The 23,585-nt window shown below is 71.8% G+C and carries 24 protein-coding genes; 11 read left to right on the plus strand and 13 right to left on the minus strand.

The genetic code is table 11. The features are described 5' to 3' along the window. The first annotated feature begins 29 nt into the window (after positions 1–29). The 4 genes from OG252_RS35795 to OG252_RS35810 all read left to right on the plus strand — a co-directional run bounded on the left by OG252_RS35795 (position 30) and on the right by OG252_RS35810 (position 4,371). Positions 30–1,322: a multidrug effflux MFS transporter gene (locus OG252_RS35795; protein WP_266440437.1), complete on the plus strand. Its 1,293-nt coding sequence runs from the start codon at positions 30–32 to the stop codon at positions 1,320–1,322. Then, on the plus strand, positions 1,277–2,449 hold the full coding sequence (locus tag OG252_RS35800; protein ID WP_329341387.1) for a serine hydrolase domain-containing protein: 1,173 nt from the start codon (positions 1,277–1,279) through the stop codon (positions 2,447–2,449). Before OG252_RS35795 ends, OG252_RS35800 begins: the two co-directional genes overlap by 46 nt. Before the next feature lie 73 nt (positions 2,450–2,522). Then, complete coding sequence (locus tag OG252_RS35805; protein ID WP_329341389.1) at positions 2,523–3,503, plus strand: small ribosomal subunit Rsm22 family protein; 981 nt, start codon at positions 2,523–2,525, stop codon at positions 3,501–3,503. Positions 3,504–3,750: 247 nt separating this feature from the next. Then, complete coding sequence (locus OG252_RS35810) at positions 3,751–4,371, plus strand: TetR/AcrR family transcriptional regulator (protein WP_266440446.1); 621 nt, start codon at positions 3,751–3,753, stop codon at positions 4,369–4,371. On the opposite strand, the gene OG252_RS35815 is transcribed toward OG252_RS35810, so the two are convergent. Next, on the minus strand, positions 4,341–5,207 hold the full coding sequence (locus OG252_RS35815) for a glycerophosphodiester phosphodiesterase (RefSeq protein WP_266440449.1): 867 nt from the start codon (positions 5,205–5,207) through the stop codon (positions 4,341–4,343). The genes OG252_RS35810 and OG252_RS35815 overlap by 31 nt on opposite strands. 170 nt (positions 5,208–5,377) lie before the next feature. Between OG252_RS35815 and OG252_RS35820 the strand changes: the two genes are divergently transcribed. Continuing rightward, complete coding sequence (locus OG252_RS35820; RefSeq protein ID WP_329341393.1) at positions 5,378–6,112, plus strand: bifunctional DNA primase/polymerase; 735 nt, start codon at positions 5,378–5,380, stop codon at positions 6,110–6,112. A gap of 15 nt (positions 6,113–6,127) precedes the next feature. Here OG252_RS35820 and OG252_RS35825 read toward each other — a convergent pair whose 3' ends face one another. From OG252_RS35825 to OG252_RS35855, 7 genes are all read right to left on the minus strand, one after another. Further along, a complete protein-coding gene (locus OG252_RS35825) occupies positions 6,128–7,126 on the minus strand; it encodes a hypothetical protein (protein WP_329341395.1) in 999 nt (332 codons plus the stop codon). Further along, positions 7,086–7,958, minus strand: a complete 873-nt coding sequence (gene efeU / locus OG252_RS35830; protein WP_266440458.1) for an iron uptake transporter permease EfeU — start codon at positions 7,956–7,958, stop codon at positions 7,086–7,088. Before efeU ends, OG252_RS35825 begins: the two co-directional genes overlap by 41 nt. Positions 7,959–7,961: 3 nt before the next feature. After that, a complete protein-coding gene (efeB, locus tag OG252_RS35835; RefSeq protein ID WP_329341399.1) occupies positions 7,962–9,215 on the minus strand; it encodes an iron uptake transporter deferrochelatase/peroxidase subunit in 1,254 nt (417 codons plus the stop codon). 8 nt (positions 9,216–9,223) lie between these two features. Continuing rightward, positions 9,224–10,366, minus strand: coding sequence for an iron uptake system protein EfeO (gene efeO / locus OG252_RS35840; protein ID WP_266440463.1), 1,143 nt, complete (start codon positions 10,364–10,366; stop codon positions 9,224–9,226). Between the two features lie 188 nt (positions 10,367–10,554). Then, positions 10,555–11,376, minus strand: a complete 822-nt coding sequence (locus OG252_RS35845) for a heme ABC transporter ATP-binding protein (protein WP_266440466.1) — start codon at positions 11,374–11,376, stop codon at positions 10,555–10,557. 127 nt (positions 11,377–11,503) lie between these two features. Beyond that, positions 11,504–12,589 (minus strand): FecCD family ABC transporter permease, encoded by a 1,086-nt coding sequence (locus OG252_RS35850; RefSeq protein ID WP_266440469.1) that lies wholly within the window; start codon positions 12,587–12,589, stop codon positions 11,504–11,506. Continuing rightward, positions 12,586–13,596, minus strand: coding sequence for a heme/hemin ABC transporter substrate-binding protein (locus OG252_RS35855; protein ID WP_443068446.1), 1,011 nt, complete (start codon positions 13,594–13,596; stop codon positions 12,586–12,588). The genes OG252_RS35850 and OG252_RS35855 overlap by 4 nt, the downstream gene beginning before the upstream one ends. A 173-nt stretch (positions 13,597–13,769) precedes the next feature. On the opposite strand from OG252_RS35855, the gene OG252_RS35860 reads away from it, so the two are divergent. The 3 genes from OG252_RS35860 (at position 13,770) to OG252_RS35870 (ending at position 17,535) form a co-directional block, all read left to right on the plus strand. Next, the gene (locus OG252_RS35860; protein WP_329341404.1) at positions 13,770–15,239 is read left to right on the plus strand and encodes an HtaA domain-containing protein; all 1,470 of its coding nucleotides are present in this window, start codon (positions 13,770–13,772) and stop codon (positions 15,237–15,239) included. 74 nt (positions 15,240–15,313) lie between these two features. After that, the gene (locus OG252_RS35865; RefSeq protein WP_329341405.1) at positions 15,314–16,810 is read left to right on the plus strand and encodes an HtaA domain-containing protein; all 1,497 of its coding nucleotides are present in this window, start codon (positions 15,314–15,316) and stop codon (positions 16,808–16,810) included. A gap of 80 nt (positions 16,811–16,890) precedes the next feature. After that, positions 16,891–17,535 (plus strand): PhzF family phenazine biosynthesis protein, encoded by a 645-nt coding sequence (locus OG252_RS35870; RefSeq protein ID WP_266440478.1) that lies wholly within the window; start codon positions 16,891–16,893, stop codon positions 17,533–17,535. Positions 17,536–17,629: 94 nt separating this feature from the next. On the opposite strand, the gene OG252_RS35875 is transcribed toward OG252_RS35870, so the two are convergent. Both OG252_RS35875 and map read right to left on the minus strand, forming a co-directional pair. Next, positions 17,630–18,277, minus strand: a complete 648-nt coding sequence (locus OG252_RS35875; RefSeq protein WP_266440481.1) for a biliverdin-producing heme oxygenase — start codon at positions 18,275–18,277, stop codon at positions 17,630–17,632. A 167-nt stretch (positions 18,278–18,444) separates the two neighbouring features. Next, positions 18,445–19,302, minus strand: a complete 858-nt coding sequence (gene map, locus OG252_RS35880; RefSeq protein WP_266440484.1) for a type I methionyl aminopeptidase — start codon at positions 19,300–19,302, stop codon at positions 18,445–18,447. 58 nt (positions 19,303–19,360) lie between these two features. On the opposite strand from map, the gene OG252_RS35885 reads away from it, so the two are divergent. Then, positions 19,361–19,591: a hypothetical protein gene (locus OG252_RS35885; protein ID WP_053754372.1), complete on the plus strand. Its 231-nt coding sequence runs from the start codon at positions 19,361–19,363 to the stop codon at positions 19,589–19,591. A gap of 4 nt (positions 19,592–19,595) precedes the next feature. Here OG252_RS35885 and OG252_RS35890 read toward each other — a convergent pair whose 3' ends face one another. Together OG252_RS35890 and OG252_RS35895 are read right to left on the minus strand one after the other, a co-directional pair. Next, positions 19,596–20,933, minus strand: a complete 1,338-nt coding sequence (locus OG252_RS35890; protein ID WP_329341412.1) for an MFS transporter — start codon at positions 20,931–20,933, stop codon at positions 19,596–19,598. A gap of 73 nt (positions 20,934–21,006) precedes the next feature. Further along, positions 21,007–21,612, minus strand: a complete 606-nt coding sequence (locus OG252_RS35895; RefSeq protein WP_266440489.1) for a hypothetical protein — start codon at positions 21,610–21,612, stop codon at positions 21,007–21,009. Between the two features lie 201 nt (positions 21,613–21,813). Between OG252_RS35895 and npdG the strand changes: the two genes are divergently transcribed. Further along, positions 21,814–22,518 (plus strand): NADPH-dependent F420 reductase, encoded by a 705-nt coding sequence (npdG, locus tag OG252_RS35900; protein ID WP_266440492.1) that lies wholly within the window; start codon positions 21,814–21,816, stop codon positions 22,516–22,518. Positions 22,519–22,590: 72 nt separating this feature from the next. After that, positions 22,591–22,773, plus strand: a complete 183-nt coding sequence (locus tag OG252_RS35905; RefSeq protein ID WP_266440495.1) for a hypothetical protein — start codon at positions 22,591–22,593, stop codon at positions 22,771–22,773. Here the strand turns inward: OG252_RS35905 and OG252_RS35910 are convergent. After that, positions 22,763–23,563, minus strand: coding sequence for a site-2 protease family protein (locus tag OG252_RS35910; protein WP_329341415.1), 801 nt, complete (start codon positions 23,561–23,563; stop codon positions 22,763–22,765). The genes OG252_RS35905 and OG252_RS35910 overlap by 11 nt on opposite strands. Positions 23,564–23,585: the final 22 nt, after the last annotated feature.

The following is a 23,585-nucleotide window of genomic DNA, read 5'->3' on the forward strand; positions in this document are numbered from 1 at the left end:
GAGTGCAGTACTCGGAGAGGGAGGGGCACATGCCCGAGCACGGGGCAACGACACCGGACGTGTCGCGGGCGGCCGAACCGACCAGGGAACCGGCCGCCCGCGCGCTGCGCCGCACCGGCCTGCTCGTCACGCTCATCCTCGGCGGCCTCACCGCCACGCCCCCGCTGGCGATGGACATGTACCTCCCCGCCCTCCCGGAGGTCACCAGGTCCCTGAACGCGCCCGCCGCGACCGTCCAGCTCACCCTCACCGCCTGCCTCCTCGGCATGGCGCTCGGGCAGCTGGTGGTCGGCCCGATGAGCGACCGCTGGGGCCGCCGGCGCCCGCTGCTCGCCGGCCTCGCCGTCTACGTCGTCGCCACCGCCCTGTGCGCGCTCGCGCCCACCGTTGAGCTCCTGGTCGTCTTCCGGCTGGCGCAGGGCCTCGCGGGCGCGGCCGGGATAGTCATCGCGCGGGCCGTCGTACGCGACCTGCACGACGGCATGGCCATGGCCCGCTTCTTCTCCACCCTGATGCTGATCTCCGGCGTCGCCCCGATCGTCGCGCCGCTCATCGGCGGACAGATCCTGCGGGTGACGGACTGGCGGGGCGTGTTCGTCGTCCTGACGGTCGTCGGAGCGCTGCTGGCCGTGGTCGTGTGGACGAAACTCCCCGAGACCCTCGCGCCCGCCGAACGCCACTCCGGAGGCGTCGGCGAGGCGCTGCGCGCGATGCGCGGCCTGCTCGCCGACCGCGGCTTCTCCGGCTACATGCTCACGGGCGGCTTCTCCTTCGCGGCCCTCTTCGCCTACATCGCGGCCTCGCCGTTCGTGATCCAGGAGATCTACGGCGCCTCCCCGCAGACCTTCAGCCTGCTGTTCGGGGTGAATTCGGTCGGCCTGGTGATCGTCGGCCAGATCAACGGCAAGGTGCTGGTCGGACGGGTCAGCCTGGACCGGGTGCTGGCGGTCGGCCTCGTGATCGTCATCCTCGCGTCGGCCGCCCTGCTGCTGATGGCTCTGGGCGTGTTCGGCGAGGTCGGCCTCGCCCCCGTGGCCGCCGCGCTGTTCGTCCTGATGTCGGCGATGGGCATCACCCTCCCCAACACCCAGGCGCTCGCCCTGATGCGCGTCAAGCACGCCGCCGGCTCCGCGTCCGCCCTGCTCGGCACCTCCTCCTTCCTCATCGGAGCGATCGCCTCCCCGCTCGTCGGCATCGCCGGGGAGCGCACCGCCGTCCCGATGGCCGTCGTCCAACTGGCGGCCGCAGTGGTGGCACTGGGCTGTTTCGTGGGAATGTGCCGTCCTTGGAACACGCGTGCGAGAGCGGAGGAGGAAAGCTGAGCGCACCGAGACTGCGCAGCGACACCCCGGAGCGGGCCGGGCTCGACGCCGAGGAACTCCGACAGCTCGTCCAGCAGGTCCGCGACCTCACCGAGGGCGAGCGCCCCTGGGCGGCGGGCGCCGTCGTGGTCGCCGGGCGCGGTCCCGTGATCGCCGTCGAGGAGGCCGCGGGCTGGGCCGTCCGGTACGCCTCCTACGACCCCGGAAGCGACCTGGGCGTGGAACTGCCGCCCGACGCACGCGTCCCGATGACCGTCGACACCCCCTTCGACCTGGCCTCCCTCACCAAGCTGTTCACCTCGGTCGCCGCCGTGCAGCAGATCGAACGGGGCACGCTCGGCATCGACGCGCGGGTCGGCGCGTACCTCCCGGACTTCCGGGCGGCCGCCGAACACGGCATCACCGTACGAGAGCTGCTCACCCACACCTCCGGCCTGCGGCCCGAACTCCCGCTGTACGACCGCGCCGACGACGCGGAACGCCTGGCGATGCTGCGGGCCGAGCCCCCGATCGGCGTGCCCGGCACCTACACGTACTCGGACCTGAACCTGCTCCTCCTCCAGCACGTCCTGGAACGCATCACCGGCCGCACCCTCGACGTCCTCGTCCACGACGGCATCACCCGGCCGCTGGGCATGACGGCGACCTGCTTCGGCCCGTGTCCCGGGGCGGCGGCCACCGAGTACCAGAAGCGGCCCTGGGCCAAGGCGGACCGGGGCATGCTGCGCGGCGTGGTCCACGACGAGAACGCCTGGGCCCTGGGCGGCGTGGCCGGCCACGCCGGCCTGTTCTCCACCGGCCGGGACCTCGCGGTCTTCTGCCGCGCGCTGCTGGCGGGCGGCGCGTACGGCCCCGCCCGCATCCTCGGCCCCGACTTCGTCGAGCTGCTCATGACCCCACCGGGCCTGGGCTTCGCCCTCGACCAGCCGTGGTTCATGGGGGAACTCGCGGGGCGCGGAGCGGCCGGCCACACCGGCTTCACGGGCACCTCGCTGGTCCTGGACCAGGCGACGGACACGTTCCTGGTCCTGTTGGCGAACACGGTGCACCCCCGAAGACGCGTACCGGACAGCAGACCGCGGGCGGCGGCGGGGACGCGGGTGGCGAGGGCGGTGCGGGGGATGTGACGGGGGAGCGGGGTCCCGGGGCGGAGCCCCCGGCAGGGCCCGCACCCACGCCGAGCACTCGTAGAATCGCCGGGTGAACGACCCCGTACCCCCGGCGGACGCCCTCCGCACCGCCCTCGCCGACCTGCTCGACGGCCTCCCGCCCCGGCAGGCCGCGCAGGCGGTCGACCGGCTGATCGCCACCTACCGGGGCGCCACCCCCACCGACGCCCCCATCCTCCGCGACCGCGCCGACGTGGCCGCCTACGCCGCCTACCGGATGCCCGCGACCTTCGAAGCGGTGCACGCGGCACTGGAGGCGTTCGCGCAGGCCGTCCCGGACTGGGCACCCGGCAGCCACATCGACGTCGGCGGTGGCACCGGCGCCGCGACCTGGGCCGTCACCGCGACCTGGCCCGGCGAGCGCCCCGTCACCGTCCTCGACTGGGCCGAACCCGCCCTCGCCCTCGGCCGCGAGGTCGCCGCCGCCAACCCGGCGCTGCGGGACGCGAACTGGCGGCGTGCCCGCATCGGCTCGGCGCTCACCCTCGACAGCACCGACCTCGTGACCGTGTCGTACGTCCTCAACGAGCTCACCGAACCCGACCGTGCCGCCCTCGTCGACGCCGCCGCGACCGCCGCCCAGGCCGTCGTGATCGTCGAGGCCGGCACCCCGGGCGGCTACGCCCGTGTCATCGAGGCCCGCGACCGTCTGATCGCCGCCGGGTTCCAGGTCGCCGCGCCCTGTCCGCACAGCGGCGCCTGCCCCATCGTGCCGGGCGAGGACTGGTGCCACTTCTCGGCCCGGGTCAGCCGGTCCTCCCTGCACCGCCAGGTCAAGGGCGGCTCCCTCCCCTACGAGGACGAGAAGTTCGCCTACGTGGCGGCCACCCGGCTCCCGGTCACCCCGGCGCCCTCCCGGGTCGTCCGGCGCCCCCAGATCCGCAAGGGGCAGGTGCTCCTCGACCTGTGCGAGCCCGACCAGCACCTGACCCGCCGTACGATCACCAAACGCCACGGCGACCTGTACAAGGCGGCCCGAGACGCGGACTGGGGCGACCCCTGGCCCCCGTGACGCCGAGTTTTCTCGCCCCCGCCGCCCCTTCCCGTTCCCGACCTTGGGGGCTCCGCCCCCAAACCCCCGCTCCTCAAACGCCGGAGGGGCTGAATTTCAGCCCGTCCGGCGTTTGAGGACGAGGCCCTTCGGGCCGAAGCGGGGGTCTGGGGGCGGAGCCCCCAGGGACGGGACGGGTAGGGGCGGCGGGGGCGAGGAAAGCCTGCCGCGAGACGGCCCGTCTCACCCCCCCTGCTACCGTCGCCCCATGGTCAAGAAGCCCGCCCCCGACACCGCTCGCCGCAGCGAGAAGTCCCGCCGTGCCATCTACGACGCCGCCATCGCGCTCGTCGTCGAGGTCGGCTACCCCAAGACCACCATCGAGGGCATCGCCGCCCGCGCAGGCGTCGGCAAGCAGACGATCTACCGGTGGTGGTCGTCGAAGGCGGAGGTGTTGATGGACGCCTTCCTCGATCTGAGCGAACAGGCGGCGCAGGAGGCGACGGCAGGCGGGGATCCGTATGCCTTCCCGGACACCGGCGACCTCGCGGCCGACCTCAAGACCGTCCTGCGGGCGACCGTCGACGAACTGAAGAACCCCCGCTTCGAGGCCCCGTCCCGCGCCCTGGCCGCCGAGGGCGTGGTCAACGAACAGCTCGGCCGCGCCTTCCTGACCAGGCTCCTCGAACCCTCGCTCCAGCTGTACGTCGAGAGGCTGCGCTCGGCGCAGGACGCCGGCCAGGTCCGCCGGGACGTCGACCCGCGCATCGCCCTGGAACTCTTCGTCTCACCCCTGGCCCAGCGCTGGCTCCAGTACACCGGCCCGATCTCCTACGAGTACACCGACACCCTCGTCGACTACGCCCTCAACGGCATCGCACCCCGCTGAGCCGCCCGCGCGGGGTGCCGCGCGAGCCTCCCCGGCGCGTCCGTGATGATCCCGTCGCAGCCCAGCGCCAGCGCCCGGTCCCGTTCGGCGGGCGTGAGCACGGTGTGGGCCCACACCCGCGGGATGCCGGAGCGCACCGCCCGCAGGAGGTCGGCGTCCCGCGCCCGGTGGTCGACGTCGAGCAGATCGACGTAGGACCGCCAGTGCTCGGGGCGGTCCCGGCGCAGTTGTTCCGCCGAGCGCCACAGCTGGGCGAGCAGGCCCAGGCGATGGGCCCGCCGGGCCACCTCGGGGTCGTTGGAGTTGACGAAGACCGAGCGGGCCAGGCCCCGGGCGCGGATCAGCCCGGCCAGCCGGCCCAGGCTGTGCGGGTCCTTCGCCTCCAGCATCAGCACGATCCGCCCGCCGAAGCGGTCCAGGACCTCGGCCACCGTCGGCGGCCGCTCGGACCGCCAGCTGCCGGGCAGCGAGGCTCGCGGCCGCAGCCGTACCCCCTGCCACTCGCGCACGTTCATCCCGCGCACCGCGCCGCCGAGGAACGTCGTCCGGTTCAGGGTCGGATCGTGCAGCACGACGAGCGTGCCGTCGCCCAGCATCTGCGTGTCGAGGTCCAGCACCTGTGCCGTACCGCGCCGGTAGGCGGCCATCAGCCCCGACATGCTGTTCTCGGGCACCTCGCGGGCACCGCCGCGATGGGCGACGTACGTCACGCGCGGCAAGGAGTCCACGGTCAGCGGCCCGGCACCCCACTCCAGCGGGTTCGTCGGCCCCGTCAGCGTCAGCGAGAGCACGGACGCCGCGGAGGCCAGACCGGTCAACGTGATCCATGTGACCATGGCGACCACGGTAGGGGGGTAAATCACAACAAAGGGTGCAATGACACTCGATCCCTGGGACGGACCCGCCTCGCCCCACCCATCCCTGTTGTCTCCTCCGGCCCCCCGGAGTCCAGGAAGGTGGGACCATGGGGCATGCTGTTCCGCACGACAGCGAGGCGAGGGGATAGATGAGCGCGGAGTTCGGCGGTCGCACCGGCCGGCAGGGCAAAATCTCCCAGTGGCTGCGAGGACGCCGCCCGAAGGAGGCCGTCGGCGACGACGGTCGCGAGGCCCTGCTGCTAGCCGCCGCCGGAGTGGGGCTGCCGCTGGCGCCCGCCGCGTATCCCACCGCGGACTTCCGCTGTTCCTGCGACCGCGTCGGCTGTCCCACCCCGGCCCGGCACCCGCTGTCGTTCGCCTGGCAGACCCAGTCGACCACCGACCGCGGCCAGATCGAGCGCTGGGCCCGGCACCAGCCGCAGGCCAACTTCATCACCGCGACCGGCATGGTGCACGACGTCCTCGACGTGCCGCTGGAGGTGGGCCGGGAAGCCCTGGAGCGGCTGCTCGACGCCGGCATCGAGGTCGGCCCGGTCGCCGAGAGCGACGACGGCCGCCTGCTGTTCTTCACCCTCACCCGCGGCACCCCCGAGGACGAGGACGAGTGGTGGCCGTGCGAGCTGGACTGCCACCCCGAGACGATGGACGAGCACCCGGGCCTGCGCTGGCACTGCCGCGGCTCCTACGTCCTCGTCCCGCCCGCCCGGCTCCCCGGTGACAACCAGTCCGTGCACTGGGTCCGCGGCCTCGAGCACCCGCTGCCCGACCCGCTGACCCTCCTGGAAGTCCTCACCGACGCCTGCGCCCGCTACATCGGCGAGGAGCCCGACCACGCGAACGCGGCCTGGCCCTCGCGCCGCTGAGGCGCACCGGCCGTTCTACGACCCCTGCGCCGACGTCAGTCCCTGGATCCGCCCCAGCACGTTCACCTCGCCCGAACCCTTCGCCGGGTCCAGGGCCACCTCGTTGGAGACGAACTCCATGGTGAGCGACTGCTTGATCTCCCCGGTCGTCAGGGCGAGCGCGCCCTGCCCCGGGTCGGGGATCGCGGCACCCTGGGCGGCCGTCTGCTTCACGAAGTGGTGCGTGGTGAAGAACACCAGCGCCCCGCCGTCGGACGTGCGCAGCGCCAGCGGCGCGTAGTCGCCACTGGCCAGCGGCTCGTCGATGTACTGCGTGGCGAGACCCGGCTTCTTGGCGTCCTTCTGGCGCTGCGCACGCCACAGGCTGGTGTGCGCGCCGTCCGCGAAGGTGTCCCCGTCGCCGTTCTCGAGGTAGGACGTGTAGTTCTTGCCCAAGTCCTCGGGGGCGACGGCCAGTTCGGTCGAGTTCACCGGCACGGCCTCGGCGAAGCCGTCCGCGTCCGTCTTGAACTCCGGCACCTTGCCGGGCGCCACCAGCGTCAGGTACGCCACCTGCCACGGCTGGTCGAGGCCGCCCCGCGTGAACACCAGCAGCCAGCGCGAGGTGCCGCCCTTGTTGCCGGCCGCGTCGGCCATGAACCAGCGCGGCCAGCCCGCCTTCTTCGGGATCGTGTACTTCGCGTCCGTCAGCTTCAGCGGGGCGTACGCCGGATTGCCGTCCGGGTTGTTCACCGCGCCCGCCTTCAGGCGGGCCCGGTCGATGTCCTCCAGGGCGCCGGTGACGAAGTCGGCGTCCAGGGAACTGTCGTACGCCTCGTCGGCCTTGTTGTACGCGTTCGTGAACTGCTCGAGCGCCTTGGCGGCCTCCGCCCGGGTCGCCGCGGGGAGCACCTCCCGCTCGCCGTGCACCACCATGCATCCGCTCGCCGTCAACGACAAAGCGGTCATCGAGGCTGCTATCAGTGCGCTCCGGTCAAGACTGCGGAGCCTTCGAGGGCCGCGATCCAGGCTCATCAGGTTCCTTCACCTTCCCCTTCCCGGAGGCGAACCCTACCGGGGCGAGAAAAAGCGCGAGCGTCGGGATCAAGTACAGCAGCCACACCGTGACCTGGAGGACCGTCGGGTCGGGCTGGAAGTTGAGGACGCCCTTGAGGAGGGTGCCGTACCAACTGTCCGGCGGGATGGTGCCGCTGATGTCGAAGGCCTTGTTCGTCAGGCCCGGGACCAGGTCGGCCTCCTGGAGGTCGTGGACGCCGTACGCCAGCACGCCCGCGGCCACCACGACCAGCATGCCGCCGGTCCAGGTGAAGAACTTGGCGAGGTTGATGCGCACCGCGCCCCGGTAGAACAGCCAGCCCAGGAACACCGCCGTGGCGATGCCCAGGCCGACGCCGACCAGCGGGCGCGGGGTGCCGTCGCTCGCCGCGTGCACCGACGCCCACACGAACAGAGCGGTTTCCAGGCCCTCCCGGCCGACCGCGAGGAAGGCGGTGGCGACCAGGGCGCCGGTGCCCATCTGCAGGGCGGCGTCCAGCTTGCCGTGCAGCTCGGACTTCAGGTGCCGGGCCGTGCGCCGCATCCAGAAGACCATCCACGTCACCAGGCCCACCGCGAGGATCGACAGCGTGCCGCCGAGTGCCTCCTGCGCCTCGAACGTCAGCTCCTGGGAGCCGAATTCGAGCGCGGAGCCGAAGCCGAGCGCGAGGGCGACCGCGACGCCGATGCCGATCCAGATGGGCTTCAGCGCGTCCCGGCGGTCCGTCTTGACCAGGTAGGCGATGAGGATGCAGACGACGAGGCTGGCTTCCAGGCCCTCGCGCAGGCCGATCAGGTAGTTGGAGAACACGGCTCAGGCCTCCTCGGTCAGCAGGGTGCTGCCCCACCAGTCGTCCGTGCCGCGGACGCCGGGCGGGACCGCGAACACCGCGGAACCCACGTGCTGGATGTACTCGTTGAGGGTGTCCTTGGCCAGGTTGCGCTGGATCCGGACGAAGCCCTCGCGGACGTCCCGCTGGTAGGCCAGGAAGAACAGGCCCGCGTCGAGGCGGCCGAGACCGTCGGTGCCGTCGGTGAAGGAGTAGCCGCGGCGCAGGATCGTCGCCCCCTGGTTGGAGTCGGGGTGCGCGAGCCGCACGTGCGCGTCGGGCAGCATCGCCTTCAGGAACGGCTCGTCGCGCTCCTTGGCCTTGCCGACCGGGGCGCCCTCGCCCTTGTCGCGGCCGAAGATGTCCTCCTGCTCCTGGAGCGAGGTGCGGTCCCAGGTCTCGATGTGCATGCGGATGCGGCGGGCGACGAGGTAGGAGCCGCCGGCCATCCAGTCGGGTCCGTCCTTCTCGTCCACCCACACGAACTTCTTCAGGCGGTCGGTCTCCGTGCCCGCGATGTTGCGGGTGCCGTCCTTGAAGCCCATCAGGTTGCGAGGCGTCTGCGCCTCGGGCGTGGTGGAGGAGGTCTTGCCGAAGCCGAGCTGCGACCAGCGGATGACGACCTTGCCGAAGCCGATCCGGGCGAGGTTGCGGATCGCGTGCACGGCGACCTGCGGGTCGTCCGCGCACGCCTGGATGCACAGGTCGCCGCCGCTGCGGTTCTTGTCGAGGTTGTCGCCGGCGAACTTGGGCAGGTCGATCAGCGCCTCCGGCCGCTGGTCCTGGAGCCCGAACTTCCCGAACAGCGACGGCCCGAAGCCGATCGTCAGCGTCAGCCGCGACGGCTTCAGCCCCAGCGCCTCGCCGGTGTCGTCCGGCGGGGCCTCGGCGAGACCGCCGTACGCGCCCTCGCCGACCGCGTGCCCGGCGGTCATCTTCCGTGCGGCCTCGGTCCAGTCCTTCAGCATCTGCACGAACGCGGCACGGTCGTCGGTCGTCACGTCGAACGCGGCGAAGTGCAGCCTGTCCTGCACGGGCGTCGAGACGCCCGCCTGATGGTCGCCGTGGAAGGCGATCGCCGCGCCCGTCTCGGCGCCGGCCTGGTCGGCATCGTCGCCGGCGGTGGCCATCGCGACCGTGCCGCCGGCCGCGACGGCACCGAGCGCGAGCCCGGCACCGCCCCAGCCGATCAGCGCACGCCGGGACGGAGCGGCGGCTTCTGCGGAGTTGTCCGTCATGAGTGTCCCTACTTCACGACGACGGCGGCGGCGAGCTTGGACAGCGGCTCCGCGAGCGCGTTGACGCCGTCCGACAGCTCCTTGCGGTCGGCGTCGCCGACCTTGTCGTACGAGGTGAAGTCGTACGACGACGTGTCCGCCCGGTACTTGTCGAGCAGCGTGTTCAGCGCGGCGAACTGCTTGTCCAGCTCGGTGACCAGGGCGGCGTCGTTCTCCCCGGCGACCGGCTTCAGCAGCTCGTACGACTTCTCCGCGCCCTCGACGTTCGCCTTGAAGTCGACGAGGTCGGTGTGCGAGTAGCGCTCCTCCTCGCCGGTGACCTTGCCGGTGGCGACCTCGTCGAGGAGTTCCTTGGCGCCGTTGGCCATGGAGGTCGGGGTGATGTCGGCCTTGCCGACCCGCTTCTGCCAGTCCTTGAGGTCGGTGATCAGCTGGTCGGCGAGGGTCTTCTCCGCGGCGCCGATCTTCTTGTCCTCCCAGAGGGCCTTCTCCAGGCGGTGCCAGCCGGTGAACTCCTGGCCGTCCTCCAGGCCGTCCGCGCGGACGTCGACCTTCGGGTCGATGTCACCGAAGGACTCGGCGACCGGCTCGGTGCGCTCCCAGCCGATGCGGGAGGGCGCGTAGGCCTTCTTGGCGGCTTCCAGGTCGCCGTCCTTGACCGCCTTGGCGAAGGTCTCGGCGAGCGGCAGCGTCTCGTCGGCCTGCGCCTGCACGTACGCGCGGTAGGAGGCGACGGCCTTGTCGAGGCGCGGGTCGCGCTTGGCCACCGTGCCGCCGGTGGCCTTGACGTCCTGGCGTATGCCGTCGCCCACCATGCCGGGCTTGCAGGCGATCTGGTAGTCGCCGGCCTTCACTTCAGCGGTGACCCGCTGCTTGGTGCCGGGGCCGATGTTCTCGCGCTCGGTGACGATCCGGTCGTCCGGGAAGAGGATGTAGACCTCGGTGACCTTGGAGCCCTTGTTCTCGATGGCGAGTTCGACGTGCCCGGCCGGGAACTCGTTGGTGGAGACCTCGCACTTGTCGTCCGTCGCCGTCACGTTGACGACCCGGTCGCCGCTCCCGGAACCGCCCTTCTCGGTGCAGCCCGTGACGGCGGTCAGCGCCGCCGCGGTGGCGACGGCGGTGAGAGCGGAGAATCTGACGGCTCGCATGAAGGGCTCCAGGTAATGGCTGAAAAAGACGCGTGACGAGCCTCACATAAGGTGAGGCTCGCCTAACGTACCGAAGCTTTTCCGGTGCGATACCTGTCCATGCGGTGATTCAGCTCTCATAGACGCTGTATGAGCACGCCCCGGTCACGGCGGCCCAAAACGGACCCCACGGGAGGGTCAAGTACCGGTCAAGCATCCCGGCGTGGGCTCACCAGGATCTCTCCCGTGCGCGGATGCGGGAGCACTTCGACCGGCTGGTCGTAGACCTCCGTCAGCAGCCGGTCGGAGAACACCTCGGCCGGCGCGCCCTCGGCGGCCACCCGACCGGCGTGCAGGACCGCGACCCGGTGCGCGTAGGCCGCCGCGAGCCCCAGGTCGTGCAGCACGACCACCACCGCGTCCCCGGCCCGGGCCCGCTCCCGGCACACCCGCAGCACCAGTTCCTGGTGCTTGAGGTCGAGGGCCGCGGTCGGCTCGTCGAGCAGCAGCAGGGGAGCGCGCTGGGCCAGCACCCGGGCGAGCGCGACCCGGGCCCGCTCGCCGCCGCTGAGCGCGGAGAACGGCCGTACGGCGAAGGCGGTCACCTCGGTCACGGCCATCGCCTCGGCCACGGCCGCGTCGTCGTCCTCCATGCCGAGCGCGGCCCAGGGCGCGCGGCCCATCCGGACGACCTCCTCGACCTTGAAGGGGAAGGAGAGCGTGGCGGACTGGGGGAGGACCGCCCGGCGCAGGGCGAGTTCGGGTGCGGACCACTGCGACGCCGGGCGGCCGTGGATGCGTACGACCCCTGCGGTGGGCGGCAGATCGGCGGACAGGGCGCCCAACAGGGTCGACTTTCCGGCCCCGTTGGGACCGACGAGAGCGAGCACCTCGCCGGCGCGGACCGTCACGGAGACGCCGTCGAGGACGTCCCGGGCGCCGAGGCGGACATGGAGGTCCTCGGCCTCGGCGAGGACGTCTCCGGGCGAGGCGGGGGCGGGAGGTGCGGGACGGGGGCGGAGGAGTCTCATGGGAGGGGTCCTTAAGGGGATATCGCCGGTGGAGGTGACGTACCTAGGGGCGCGGGGCTGTATCGATATGCGGCTCCGCCGCGTGGGCGCGACCAACCCCCACGCACCTGCAGATGACAGACGACCTCTAGGCCCATCCCCCCTGCCTGCGCCGAGTCCTCCGCAGCAGCCAGAAGAAGAACGGACTGCCCAGCAGGGCGGTCAGGACACCCAGCGGCAACTCCGCCGGCGAGGCGACCGTACGGGCCGCGAGGTCGGCGGCGAGCAGCACCACCGCGCCGAGCAGGGCACTGCCCGGGATCAGGAACCGGTGCCCGGGCCCGGCCGACATCCGCAGCAGGTGCGGCACGACGAGGCCGACGAAGCTGATGATCCCCGCGACGCTCACGGCCGCCGCGGTCAGCAGCGCGATGACGACGATGAGCGCGATCCGCATCCGCTCCACGTCCACGCCCAGATGCCGGGCCGGCCGCTCACCGAGCGCCAGCAGGTCCAGCCGGCGGCTGTACAGCGGCGCGACGACCAGCCCGATCACCGCGCACGGCAGGACCGCGAGCACCTTCGGCCAGGTCGCCTGCGCGAGCGAGCCGAGCTGCCAGAAGGTGATCTGCTGGATGGCCGCGGCGTCCGCGAAGAACAGGAACAGCCCGATCACCGCGCCCGCGAACGCGTTCAGCGCGATCCCGGTGAGGATCAGCGTCACGACCTCCGTACGGCCGCCCTCGCGCGACATCGCGTACACGAGCAGCACCGTGGCGAGTCCGGCGACGAAGGCGCAGACGGACACCGTCCACGTACCGAAGAAGCTGAGGCCGAGGGCGATCGCGGCGACCGCACCCACCGCGGCGCCCGCGGAGATCCCGATGACGCCCGGCTCGGCGAGCGGATTGCCGAACACGCCCTGCATCAGCGCGCCCGCGCAGCCCAGCGAGGCGCCGATGAGCAGCGCGAGCACGATCCGCGGGAAGCGGACGTTCCACAGCACCGACTCCGCGACCCGGTCCAACTCCGTACCGCCGAGACCGACTCGGTGCTGCACGGAGGCGAGCACGTCCCCAACTGGCACCGGATAGGCGCCGATCCCGGCCGCGACCGGCACGAGCACCAGCAGGGCGACGACCAGAGAGGCGGTGAGCAGCCAGGCGGCGGAACGCCGTCCGCGCGGCGGTGCCTCGGCGGGCGCCTGTTCGACCGCCTTGTCCAGTACGGTCATTCGCCACCGTCCTTGTAGAGCTGCGCCACGACCGACTTCAGCACCTGGTCGGTGCGCGGCCCGTAGGTGAGCAGGACACCGTCCTCGACGGACACGACCCGGCGGTCCATCCCGGCCGGAGTCTGGGCGACCCCCGGGATCTCCACAAGGCCGTCGATGCCGCCGACCGACTCGAGTCCCTTGCTCATGACGAGAATCGCGTCGGGCGCGGCCTTCACGAGCGCCTCGCTGGTGATGGCGGTGAAGTCCTTGTCCAGCCCCGACTCGGCCCCCGCGTCGAGCGCCCCGGCCGCCTCGATCAGCGAGGTGGCGCCGGAGCCCCGGCCGCCGATGAGGTACACGGACGCGGAGCCGCGCAGGTACAGGAAGGCGACCCGGGGCTCCTCCCGCTCGTGAGGAACGTCCTCGCGTACGGCGGCGATCCGCTGCTCGGACCGCTCGGTCAGCTCCTCGCCGGCCGCCGGTACGCCCAGCGCGTCGGCCACCGCCCGGATGCGCGGGCCGACGTCGTCGAGGTCCTGTGCCGGGTCCACCACGACGATCGGGATGCCCGCGGCCCGGATCTGGTCGACGGCCTCCGCGGGGCCGGTGGTGGTCTCGGCGAGCACCAGGTCGGGCTTGAGCGAGAGCAGGCTCTCCGCGGAGACGTCGTGGTTCCGGGTGACGACGGGCAGCTTCGCCGCCTGCTGGAAGGTGGCGGTGATGTCGCGGGCGACGACCCGGTCACCGAGCCCGAGGGTGAACACGATCTCGCTGAGGCTGCCGGAGAGCGGCACGATCCGTTCGGCCCGCTCGACCGTCACCTTCTTGCCGTCGGCGGACGGGACCGTGACCGGGAGCCTCGGCGTCGGGGTGTCCGCGAGGGGTTCGACCCGGTTGGCGGTGGTCGCGGCGGCGGCCGTCTTCCGCGCCGGGGCCGCCGCCGTGGAGCCCCCGCAGGCCGTCGCCGTCGTCAGGGTGAGCACCGCCAACAGTGCACCCGCCAGTCGTGTGCGCAAGCGTCGCACTGGTGGCCGTTCCTCTCCGCGCACGCCGCTGACGTGCGCTTTCTCCTGTGTGTTCGCTGTGTCCGTTTCGGGCCCTACCCGTGAAGGGCTGGTTTAGCTTAGGTTAGCCTTACCTAGCCTGGCCAGAAATCATCGGATGCTGGCGGGATCATGACCATGACCGGAGGCCGACCATGTCCCCACCCCTGCCACCGCGCCGGTACGGCTGGGTCGCCGCGCTGTGCCTGGCCGTCCTCGGAGCGCTGCTCCCGGCGACCGCCGCACGGGCCGCGGACCGCGGTGTGCAGGGGGGCCGGCTCGACTGGGGCATCAAGTCGTCCTTCCAGAGCTATGTCACCGGGCCCATCGCGCAGGGGAGTTACTCGCTGACGGGCGGCGCGGCCACCGTCGGCGGAAGCAGCTTCCGCTTCCACTCCGCGACGGGCACCTACGACGGCGGCACCGGCACCTTCGCCGCGTCCTTCTCCGGCGGGGTCCACTTCGTCGGCCACCGGACGGACGCCGGCACCTACCAGCTCGACCTCACCATCAGCCGCCCCACCGTCCGTGTCTCCGGCTCCACCGGAACGCTCTACGTGGACGTCACCGGCAAGGCGAAGGACACCGGGACGGTCACGACGTCCGCTCAGGTGCCCTTCGCCACCCTCTCCCTCGGCGGGATCAACATGAAGGGCGACGGCGACGCGGTCGTCCTCAACAACCTCCCCGCCACCCTCACCGCCCAGGGCGCGAAGTCCTTCGCCGGGTACTACACGGCCGGCACCGCACTCGACCCGGTGAGCCTGTCGGCGGACGTGCAGGCGGCGGCCGCCACACCGTCGAGCACCCCCAGTGCCTCCAAGTCCCCGGCGAAGAAGGAGACTCCGGGCGACTCCGTCAAGGACGGCGCCGTCGACTGGGGCGTGCGCCGCACCTTCCGCGAGTACGTCACCGGCGACATCGCCGAGGGCAGGTGGATCCTGTCGGCCGGGGCCGAGGACGGCGGCGCGCTCTTCCGCTTCCCCGGCGGCGAGGGCACGTTCAGGAGCGGTGACCTCCAGGCATCCTTCAACGGAGCGGTCCGCTTCACCGGAGCGCGCGGCCTCGACCTGAAGCTGAGCGGCGTCCGCGCCACCGTCGAGGACGGCGCGGGCACGCTCTACGCCGACGTGAAGAGCCCCGACCACACCGCCAAGAAGGTCCCGCTGGTCACCTTCACCGCGAAGGACCTGACGGCGAAGGACGGCCTCGCCAAGGTCACCGAAGCCCCCGCGAAGCTCACCGCCGAGGGCGCCGAGGCCTTCGGCGGGATGTACCGGGCGGGCACCGAGATGGACCCGGTGTCCCTATCCGTCGCCCTGACCGGCGACGCCGAACTGCCCGCCCTGCCCGACCTGGGCAGCGCCCCCACGGCGAGCGAGACCCCGGACGAGACGTCGGCGTCCCCGGACCCGTCGGCCGAACCCGTCGCGAGCGGGTCCGACGACGACGGTGTCCTCGCCCTGCCCATCGGCCTCACGGCCGGCGCGCTGCTGCTGGCGGCAGCGGCCTGGGTGCTCGTCGTCCGAAGGCGCGGCGCCCGACCGGCCACCGAAGCCTCTGCGTCCGAGGCCCCCACGCCCGAAGCCCCCACGTCCGAAGCCTCCCCGTCCGAAGAGGACTGACCCCCCATACCCCGTCCGTCTGTGCCCTCGCGGTGCGGCGGACCTGCCACCGAATGCAAGGAGAACCCCCGACCATGCCTGCCACCCCGCGCAGACGCCGCCCGATCGCCCTCGCCGCCGCCGTGGCGACGGCCGCGGCCCTGGGCACCACCGCGCTCGCGACCCTCGGCGCGACCACCGCTTCCGCGGCCGAAGTCCCGCTCACCGGATACGAGTTGACCTGGGGCATCAAGGAGTCGTACCGCACGTACGTGACCGGCATGGCGGCCGGCAGCTTCACCGCCACCAACGGCGCGAGCCAGGCCGCCGACAACGGCGCGTTCACCTTCACGGAGGGGACGGGCACGTACGACTCGACCGCGCACACGGTCGACCTCGGCTTCAAGGGCGGCCTGCGGATCGTCTCCGAGGTGCACCGTTTCGACCTCACCCTGTCCGACGTGAAGTTCGACAGCGCCGCCGCCGAGGTCACCGCGGACGTCACCAAGTCCGGTACGACCACCCAGGACGTGCCGCTCGCCGACGTCACCGTGACCCGTGCCATGACGGACATGGAGACCAAGCTGACGAAGGAGGCCGCGGACGTCTTCGGCAGCGCGAGCTACGAGGGCGCGGCGGGCGACCCGCTGACGGTCGTCCAGAAGACGGCGTCCGAGTCGCCGAGCCCGACGGCGTCGGCCTCCGAGAGCGCGTCGCCGTCAGCCTCACCGTCCCAGTCGGCATCGCCATCGGCGTCGCCCTCGCAGAGCGCGTCCCCGTCGGCGTCGGCGTCCGGGACGACGAGCTCGTCGCCCTCGGCCTCCGCCACCTCCTCCCAGGCCCCGGCGAAGGGCGAGATCGCCGACGGCACCCTCGGCTGGGGCGTCAAGGAGTCCTTCCGCACCTACGTCGTGGGCGGCGTCGCCCAGGGCGACATCACGACGTCGGGCGGCGCGACCCAGAGCGCGGACAACGGGATCTTCACGTTCGTCGACGCGACCGGCGCATACGACACCGACGCGGACACCCTCTCGGCCTCCTTCGAGGGAGCGGTCAACTTCAAGGGTCACGAGGAGAACGGCGAGTACGGTCTCGACCTCACCCTCTCCGACGTGCGGGCCATCCTGGACGGCGGCTCCGGCGAGCTGACCGCCGACGTCACCAGCCTCGGCGAGAAGTCCGAGGACGTGGTCCTGGCCGACCTGAAGGCGGCGACGTCCGACCTCACGGCGTCGGACGACCTCATCGCCGTCGACGACGTCGAGGCCACCCTCACCGAGGCCGGCGCGGAGGCCTTCGGCGGCTTCTATCCGGTCGGCACCGCGCTCGACCCGGTCGACCTGTCGGTGGCCCTGACCGACGACGCGCAGCTGCCGGGCGACGACGACAACTCCGGTTCCACCGGCGGCTCGTCCAGCACCTCGGGCGGCCCCACGGGCGGCACCGGCACCACGACCGGCGGTGTCACCGGCGGCCTCGCCAACACCGGCTCCGACACCCCGGTGGCCGCGCTGGGCGGTGCGGCCGCGGTGACCGTGGCGGCGGGCGCGGGCGTGGTGTTCGCGATGCGCAGGCGGCGGACGGCGGAGTAGGACGAGGATCCCCCTCGACCGACCGGGACGGGTGGTGGGCCCGCACCACGCCGGCCCACCACTCAGGGCACAATGCCCGCGTGACTGACTACGACGTGCTCCGTGTCTTCTGCGGAGCGAACGGCGGATACGGCAACGAGCTCGGTGTCGTCCGCGAGGGCTCCGTGCTGCCGGACCCGGAGGAACGGCAGGCGTTCGCCGCGAAGCTGGGCTTCAGCGAGACCGTGTTCGTGGACGATCCCGAGCGCGGTGTCATCGACATCTACACGCCCACCCTGCGCCTGCCCTTCGCCGGCCACCCCTGCGTGGGCACGGCCTGGCTGCTCGACGTACCCGAACTGGTCACGCAGGCCGGGGTGGTGGGCACCCGCCTGGACGGCGAGTTCAGCTGGATCGAGGCGCTCGCGGAGTGGGTCCCGCCGCGCACGCTGCGCCAGTACGCCACGGCGGCGGAGGTCGACGACCTGCCGGTCCCGCCGAAGGGGGAGTGGATCTACGCCTGGGCCTGGGAGGACGAGGCGGCCGGCCGTGTCCGCGCCCGCGCCTTCCCCGGCCGCGACGACGGCATCGACGAGGACGAGGCCACGGGCGCGGCGGCGCTGCTGCTGACGGACCGGCTGGGCCGCGCCCTGAACATCACGCAGGGCGCGGGCTCGCAGATTCTGACGGCTCCGCAGCCGGGGGGCTGGGTGGAGGTGGGCGGCCGCGTGTTCCTGGAGCGTTGAACGCGGCGTTTTCGAGGGCCACTTCTTGCCCAACCGAGTCGGGCGGTGGGTGGGCATAGGCCTGGGGGTCTGGGGGCGGAGCCCCCAGCAGCGCTCACGCGGACAGGCGGAACTCCTCACCCAAGGCCCGGAAAACCCCCGTGTTCAAGGCAAACGCCCGCTTGCACTCCGCCACGATCCGCTGCTTCTCCAGATCATCCGCACGCACCGCGTCCAGCAGCTCCCGGTACCCCCGCTTGAACGCCGCCGGGTTGCCGATCTCCTCGAACACGTAGAAGCGGACCCCGTCGCCCTTCTTCTCGAAGCCCCAGGTCTTCTCCGCCTTGTCGCGGATGATCTGGCCTCCGGACAGGTCGCCGAGGTAGCGCGTGTAGTGGTGGGCGACGTACCCGGCCGGCCACTGCTCGGCGCACTCGCGAACCCGCTCCACGTACGTCCGGGTAGCCGGCAGCGCGGACACCCGGGCACGCCAGTCCGGGCCGCGCAGATGCGCCAGGTCCCGCTCCAGCGCGGGCAGCCGGAACAGCTCGGGCTGGATGAACGGCCCGGCCACCGGGTCCGACGCCAGCTTCTCGGCCCCGCCCTCCAGTGCCTCGTACACGAACCAGAGCTGCTCGGTGTAGCGCGCGTACGCGTCGACGCCGAGCCTGCCGCCGAGCAGGTCGCTCATGAACGTCGAGGTCTCCGCCTCCATGTGCTGCTCGTGGGAGGCGGTGCGGATGACTGTGGAGAAGGAGTCCATGGGCCCGATTTTCTATGGTTAGGCTTACCTAAGTCAATGCTTTATCGACCCTCTGTCGGTAACCTTTCCGACAGCCTGTCGGTAAAAACCTACCCCGGACAACGAAAAGCCCGCCCTTCGGGGAGGGCGGGCTGAGGCGGTGGGGCGCCGCGGCGGGGCGGTGGGTGCTACGGCAGGGTCAGAATCTCCGCTCCCGTCCCCGTCACCACCAGCGTGTGCTCGAACTGGGCCGTCCGCTTCCGGTCCTTCGTCACGACCGTCCACCCGTCGTCCCACATGTCGTACTCGTGGGTCCCCAGCGTCAGCATCGGCTCGATCGTGAACGTCATCCCGGGCTGGATCACGGTCGTCGCGTGCGGGCTGTCGTAGTGCGGGATGATCAGTCCGGAGTGGAACGAGGAGTTGATCCCGTGGCCGGTGAAGTCCCGCACCACCCCGTACCCGAACCTCTTCGCGTACGACTCGATGACCCGCCCGATGATGTTGATCTGCCGGCCCGGCCTGACCGCCTTGATCGCGCGTTCGAGGGACTCCCGGGTCCGCTCCACCAGCAGCCGCGACTCCTCGTCGACGTCCCCGACCAGGTAGGTGGCGTTGTTGTCGCCGTGCACCCCGCCGATGTACGCCGTCACGTCCAGGTTGACGATGTCGCCGTCCTTGAGGACCGTCGAGTCCGGGATGCCGTGGCAGATGACCTCGTTGACGGACGTGCACAGGGACTTGGGGAAGCCGCGGTAGCCCAGCGTCGACGGGTAGGCGCCGTGGTCGCACATGTAGTCGTGCGCCACCTTGTCCAGCTCGTCGGTGGTGACACCCGGCGCGATCAGCTTCGCGGCCTCCGCCATCGCCCGAGCGGCGATCCGGCCGGCGACCCGCATCGCCTCGATCGTCTCGGGAGTCTGCACCTCCGGCCCGGTGTACGGCGTCGGCGCGGGCTTGCCGACGTACTCGGGGCGCCGGATGTTTCCGGGCACGGAACGGATGGGGGACAGCTCCCCTGGGACGAGCAGCGACTGGCCAGACATGCCGAAGAGTCTATCCAGCGGCGATGGGGGAACATGTCGGTGGCGAGAGGAGCTGGTCATGGCCCTGTTCAAGAAGCGGACGGTCGGCAAACCGGGCGAGTGGTACTACTGCCTGCAGCACAAGAAGGTCGAGGAGGGGCCGGAGTGCCCCGCCAAGGACCGGTTCGGCCCGTACGCCACCCGCAAGGAGGCCGAACACGCGATGGCGACGGCCCGCGAGCGCAACCTCGAGTGGGAGAACGACCCGAAGTGGCACGACGCCCCGGCGGCGGGCCGGGACGACGACTGACCGGTCAGGCTTCGACGGGTGCGGCTGCCGCGCGCTGTTCGCGCAGCCGCACCGCGTGCTCGTTCGTCCGCACGTCGTACGTCATCAGCTTCGGCAGGCACAGCGCCAGCAGCCCCACCGCACCCACGCACAGCAGCCCGCCCGACCAGACCGAGGTCCGCACCCCCAGCCAGGCCGCGAAACCACCGGACCGCATCTGACCCACCGTCGGTCCGACCGAGTACGACAGCAGCTCGATCCCGGCGAGCCGCCCGCGCAGCTCGTCCGGGATCGTCTGGTTCCACATGGCCCCGCGGAAGATGCCGCTGACCATGTCGGCGCAGCCGGCCAGGGTCAGGAACAGCAGCACCAGCCATACGTCGCCGACGAGCCCGGCACCCGCGACGGCCAGGCCCCACAACGCGGCCGCCAGCACCACCATCCGCCCGTGCCGCCGGATCCGCGAGGTCCAGCCGCTCGTCAGACTCACCAGCATCGCTCCGGCCGGGACAGTGGCGTACATCAGCCCCAGCGACCACTCGGCGTCCAGCTCGTCCGCGAGGAACGGCAGCACGGCCAGCGGCATCGCCAGGAACATCGCGGCGAGATCGACGGCGTAGGTGCCGAGGAGCTCCTTGCGGTTCCAGGCGTACCGGGCGCCCTCGGCGATGGCCTTCAGCGACGGCTTCGCCGCCTCGTGGGAGGCGGGGGAGGCGGCGATACGGACCACCAGGGCCACGGAGACGACGAAGGTGACGAGGTCGGCGCCGTACGCCCAGCCCAGACCCGCGTAGGCGACCACCACACCCGCCAGCGCCGGGCCCGCGACCCCGCCGACCGTCCAGCGCAGGGCGTTCAGGGAGCCCGCCGCCGTCAGGTGCTCATGGGCCACGATCCGCGGCCACAGTGAGTCGAGCGCGGGCCGCTGCACGGAGACGAGGGCGGAGGAGAGGGCGGCGACGACGTACAGCGGCCAGAGGGCCGGGCCCGGCAGCAGGGCGTTCACCAGCAGCACCGCGCTGAGCAGCCCCTGCCCGGCCTCCGTCCACATGATCAGCTTCCGCTTGTCCCACGCGTCCGCGAGCGCCCCGCTGTACAGCCCGAACACCACCAGCGGCACCAGCTCCACGGCCCCGATGGCCCCCACCGCCGCGGCCGACCCGGTCAGCTCCTTCACCTGCACCGGCAGCGCGACGAAGGTGAGGAAACTCCCGAAGTTCGAGATCAGCCCCGAGTACCACAGCCGCCGGAAGTCACGGGAGGTCCGCCAGGGGGCGAGATCGGGGAGGAGGGCGCGAAGGCCGGAGGGCGGGGCGTCGGCGGGGGAGCGGGGCGTGGGGAGCTCGGCGGCGTCGTCCGTCATGAGGCGTCATGGTCGGGTGCGGGGTGATGCCGGGCAACTGCTTTTCACGGGCGCGGGTGGGTGGACGGGAAGGTCACCAGCGGGCCGGGGGCGGTGCCGTCAGTTCGTCCGCCAGCCTGGACAGCCAGTCCCGGAAACGCCGGCGCCCCCGTGACGGAGACGGCAGCGCGTTCTCGCCGGCCGCCGCGCTGACCAGGTGCTGCACGCTGTCCAGGTCCAGTTCCGCCCCGTCCGGCACGGTCAGCGACTCGTGGGCCATCGCCGTGAGTTCGGCCCCGCCGTCGCCCAGCGCCAGCACCGTCGCCCCGGCCCGCCGGGCATCGTGCACCCGCTCCAGCAGCGGAGCGCCCGGTCCCTGCGGCGAGACGACCAGCAGCGTCTCGCCGCGCCGCGCGGCGGCCAACCGACCCGGCCCGACCGACAGATGCGCGGGGTCGGACGGGCGCGCGTCGTGCCGTACGAGGGTCGGGGCGAGCTCCGGCGTCCCCGACCACGCGGCCTCGTCCACCAGGTGGGCCGCGAGATGCCATGGCTCGTACTCCGCCGTGCCGACGAGCAGCAGTCCGCCGCCGTACGACACCACGGACCCCCGCAGCGCCCCCGCGAACCGGCGCGTCGCCCCCAACCACTCGGTTCCGGCGAGCACTTCGCGCAGCAATGCGACCCGTACGGCATCCATGTGACCGCATCCTGCCTCAACCGGTGCCTCACAGGCAGCGGTTCGGCCCGAATTCGCCCAACTTGGGCAACGGGCAGGGCGGCTGCCCGGCGGGCGGGCACCCACGGTGGCCGGCCTCGCTCCCTCGTGAGCGGCGGCATCAACCCGTGACGCGGCTCACCCGGCCCCTCACCGTGGGCAAGGCGGACGTAAAGTCGGCCCATGACCTCTACCGACAGTGCACAGAAGGCCCCTGCCAAGGACCCCTGGGACCTGCCCGACGTCTCCGGGCTGGTCGTCGGCGTGCTCGGGGGCACCGGCCCGCAGGGCAAGGGCCTCGCCTACCGGCTCGCCAGGGCCGGGCAGAAGGTGATCATCGGCTCGCGCGCCGCGGACCGTGCCCAGGCCGCCGCCGAGGAGCTCGGGCACGGCGTCGAGGGTGCCGACAACGCGGAGACGGCCCGGCGCAGCGACATCGTGATCGTCGCCGTGCCGTGGGAGGGGCACGGCAAGACCCTGGAGTCGCTGCGCGAGGAACTGGCGGGCAAGCTCGTCGTGGACTGCGTCAACCCGCTCGGCTTCGACAAGAAGGGCGCGTACGCGCTGAAGCCGGAGGAGGGCAGCGCCGCCGAGCAGGCCGCCGCGCTGCTGCCGGACTCGCGGGTGACGGCCGCCTTCCACCACCTCTCGGCGGTCCTCCTCCAGGACCCGGAGGTCCAGGAGATCGACACCGACGTGATGGTCCTCGGCGAGGTACGCGAGGACGTGGAGATCGTCCAGGCGCTGGCCGGCCGCATCCCCGGCATGCGCGGCATCTTCTCCGGGCGCCTGCGCAACGCCCATCAGGTCGAGTCGCTGGTCGCCAACCTGATCTCCGTGAACCGCCGCTACAAGGCGCACGCGGGACTCCGTATCACCGACGTGTGAGCGGATGGGGGACACTGTTCGGCGAAGCCGTACAGCAAGCAGTGCAGTGTCCCCCGACAGGAGAATCGCCCGATGCCCCGCCTCGCCCTCTACGCCCTCGTCGTCTGCCTCCTCGCCGTGGCCGCGGCGGTCGTCTCCTTCGTCCAGGGCGACTTTCTGGGGATCATCTGGGTGCTGCTCGCGGGCCTGTCGTCCAACATGTGCTGGTACTACGTGAAGCGCGAGAAGGTCCGCAAGTCGTCCGTCACTGGCTGACCTGGCAGAACTCGTTCGTGCCCTGCCAGAAGCGGTACAGCTCCTGACCGCAGTACGTCTCGAACTCATGGATCCCGAGGCTCTTCAGGACCGAGTCGACCACGTCGAAGAACACGCCGTTGACCGCCGGCAGCCACAGCAGCGCGAACACGAACAGCAGGCCGAAGGGCGCGAAGGGCTCCACCTGGCGCTTGATGTTGTACGACAGCCAGGGCTCGATGACGCCGTAGCCGTCCAGACCCGGGACCGGCAGGAAGTTCAGGATCGCGGCGCTGACCTGGAGCAGGGCGAGGAAGGCGAGGGCCAGGCGGAAGTCGGCCGGCACTCCGTCCAGGGCGTCCAGCCAGAACGGGGCCGTGCAGACGATCGCGAACAGGACGTTCGTCAGCGGACCGGCCGCCGAGATCAGACTGTGCCGCCACCGCCCCTGGATCCGCCCGCGCTCGATGAACACGGCACCGCCGGGCAGACCGATCCCGCCCATGATCACGAAGATCACGGGGAGCACGATGCTCAGCAGGGCGTGCGTGTACTTCAGCGGGTTCAGCGTGAGATAGCCCTTCGCGCCGACCGAGATGTCGCCGCTGTGCAGAGCGGTGCGCGCGTGCGCGTACTCGTGCAGGCACAGCGAGACGATCCACGCGGCCGTCACGAACAGGAACACCGAGAACCCCGGCTGCTCGGCGAACCCGGTCCAGGTGGCCCAGCCGGTCACCGCCGTCACAGCGAGGATCCCGAGGAAGACGGGACTGATCCGCCGTTCACTGTGGCGGGTGGTGGCGGTGGTCATGGGGCTCCCTGGACTCTCGTGC

Source organism: Streptomyces sp. NBC_01352 (assembly GCF_036237295.1).
GTDB classification, from domain to species: Bacteria; Actinomycetota; Actinomycetes; order Streptomycetales; family Streptomycetaceae; genus Streptomyces; species Streptomyces plumbiresistens.

Coding starts and splice junctions, on each gene's coding strand:
- OG252_RS35795 (WP_266440437.1), top strand. CDS start 30: ATGCCCGAGCACGGGGCAACGACACCGGACGTGTCGCGGGCGGCCGAA.
- OG252_RS35810 (WP_266440446.1), top strand. CDS start 3,751: ATGGTCAAGAAGCCCGCCCCCGACACCGCTCGCCGCAGCGAGAAGTCC.
- OG252_RS35815 (WP_266440449.1), bottom strand. CDS start 5,207: ATGGTCACATGGATCACGTTGACCGGTCTGGCCTCCGCGGCGTCCGTG.
- OG252_RS35820 (WP_329341393.1), top strand. CDS start 5,378: ATGAGCGCGGAGTTCGGCGGTCGCACCGGCCGGCAGGGCAAAATCTCC.
- OG252_RS35825 (WP_329341395.1), bottom strand. CDS start 7,126: ATGAGCCTGGATCGCGGCCCTCGAAGGCTCCGCAGTCTTGACCGGAGC.
- efeB (WP_329341399.1), bottom strand. CDS start 9,215: ATGACGGACAACTCCGCAGAAGCCGCCGCTCCGTCCCGGCGTGCGCTG.
- efeO (WP_266440463.1), bottom strand. CDS start 10,366: ATGCGAGCCGTCAGATTCTCCGCTCTCACCGCCGTCGCCACCGCGGCG.
- OG252_RS35845 (WP_266440466.1), bottom strand. CDS start 11,376: ATGAGACTCCTCCGCCCCCGTCCCGCACCTCCCGCCCCCGCCTCGCCC.
- OG252_RS35850 (WP_266440469.1), bottom strand. CDS start 12,589: ATGACCGTACTGGACAAGGCGGTCGAACAGGCGCCCGCCGAGGCACCG.
- OG252_RS35860 (WP_329341404.1), top strand. CDS start 13,770: ATGTCCCCACCCCTGCCACCGCGCCGGTACGGCTGGGTCGCCGCGCTG.
- OG252_RS35865 (WP_329341405.1), top strand. CDS start 15,314: ATGCCTGCCACCCCGCGCAGACGCCGCCCGATCGCCCTCGCCGCCGCC.
- OG252_RS35875 (WP_266440481.1), bottom strand. CDS start 18,277: ATGGACTCCTTCTCCACAGTCATCCGCACCGCCTCCCACGAGCAGCAC.
- map (WP_266440484.1), bottom strand. CDS start 19,302: ATGTCTGGCCAGTCGCTGCTCGTCCCAGGGGAGCTGTCCCCCATCCGT.
- OG252_RS35885 (WP_053754372.1), top strand. CDS start 19,361: ATGGCCCTGTTCAAGAAGCGGACGGTCGGCAAACCGGGCGAGTGGTAC.
- OG252_RS35890 (WP_329341412.1), bottom strand. CDS start 20,933: ATGACGGACGACGCCGCCGAGCTCCCCACGCCCCGCTCCCCCGCCGAC.
- OG252_RS35895 (WP_266440489.1), bottom strand. CDS start 21,612: ATGGATGCCGTACGGGTCGCATTGCTGCGCGAAGTGCTCGCCGGAACC.
- npdG (WP_266440492.1), top strand. CDS start 21,814: ATGACCTCTACCGACAGTGCACAGAAGGCCCCTGCCAAGGACCCCTGG.
- OG252_RS35905 (WP_266440495.1), top strand. CDS start 22,591: ATGCCCCGCCTCGCCCTCTACGCCCTCGTCGTCTGCCTCCTCGCCGTG.
- OG252_RS35910 (WP_329341415.1), bottom strand. CDS start 23,563: ATGACCACCGCCACCACCCGCCACAGTGAACGGCGGATCAGTCCCGTC.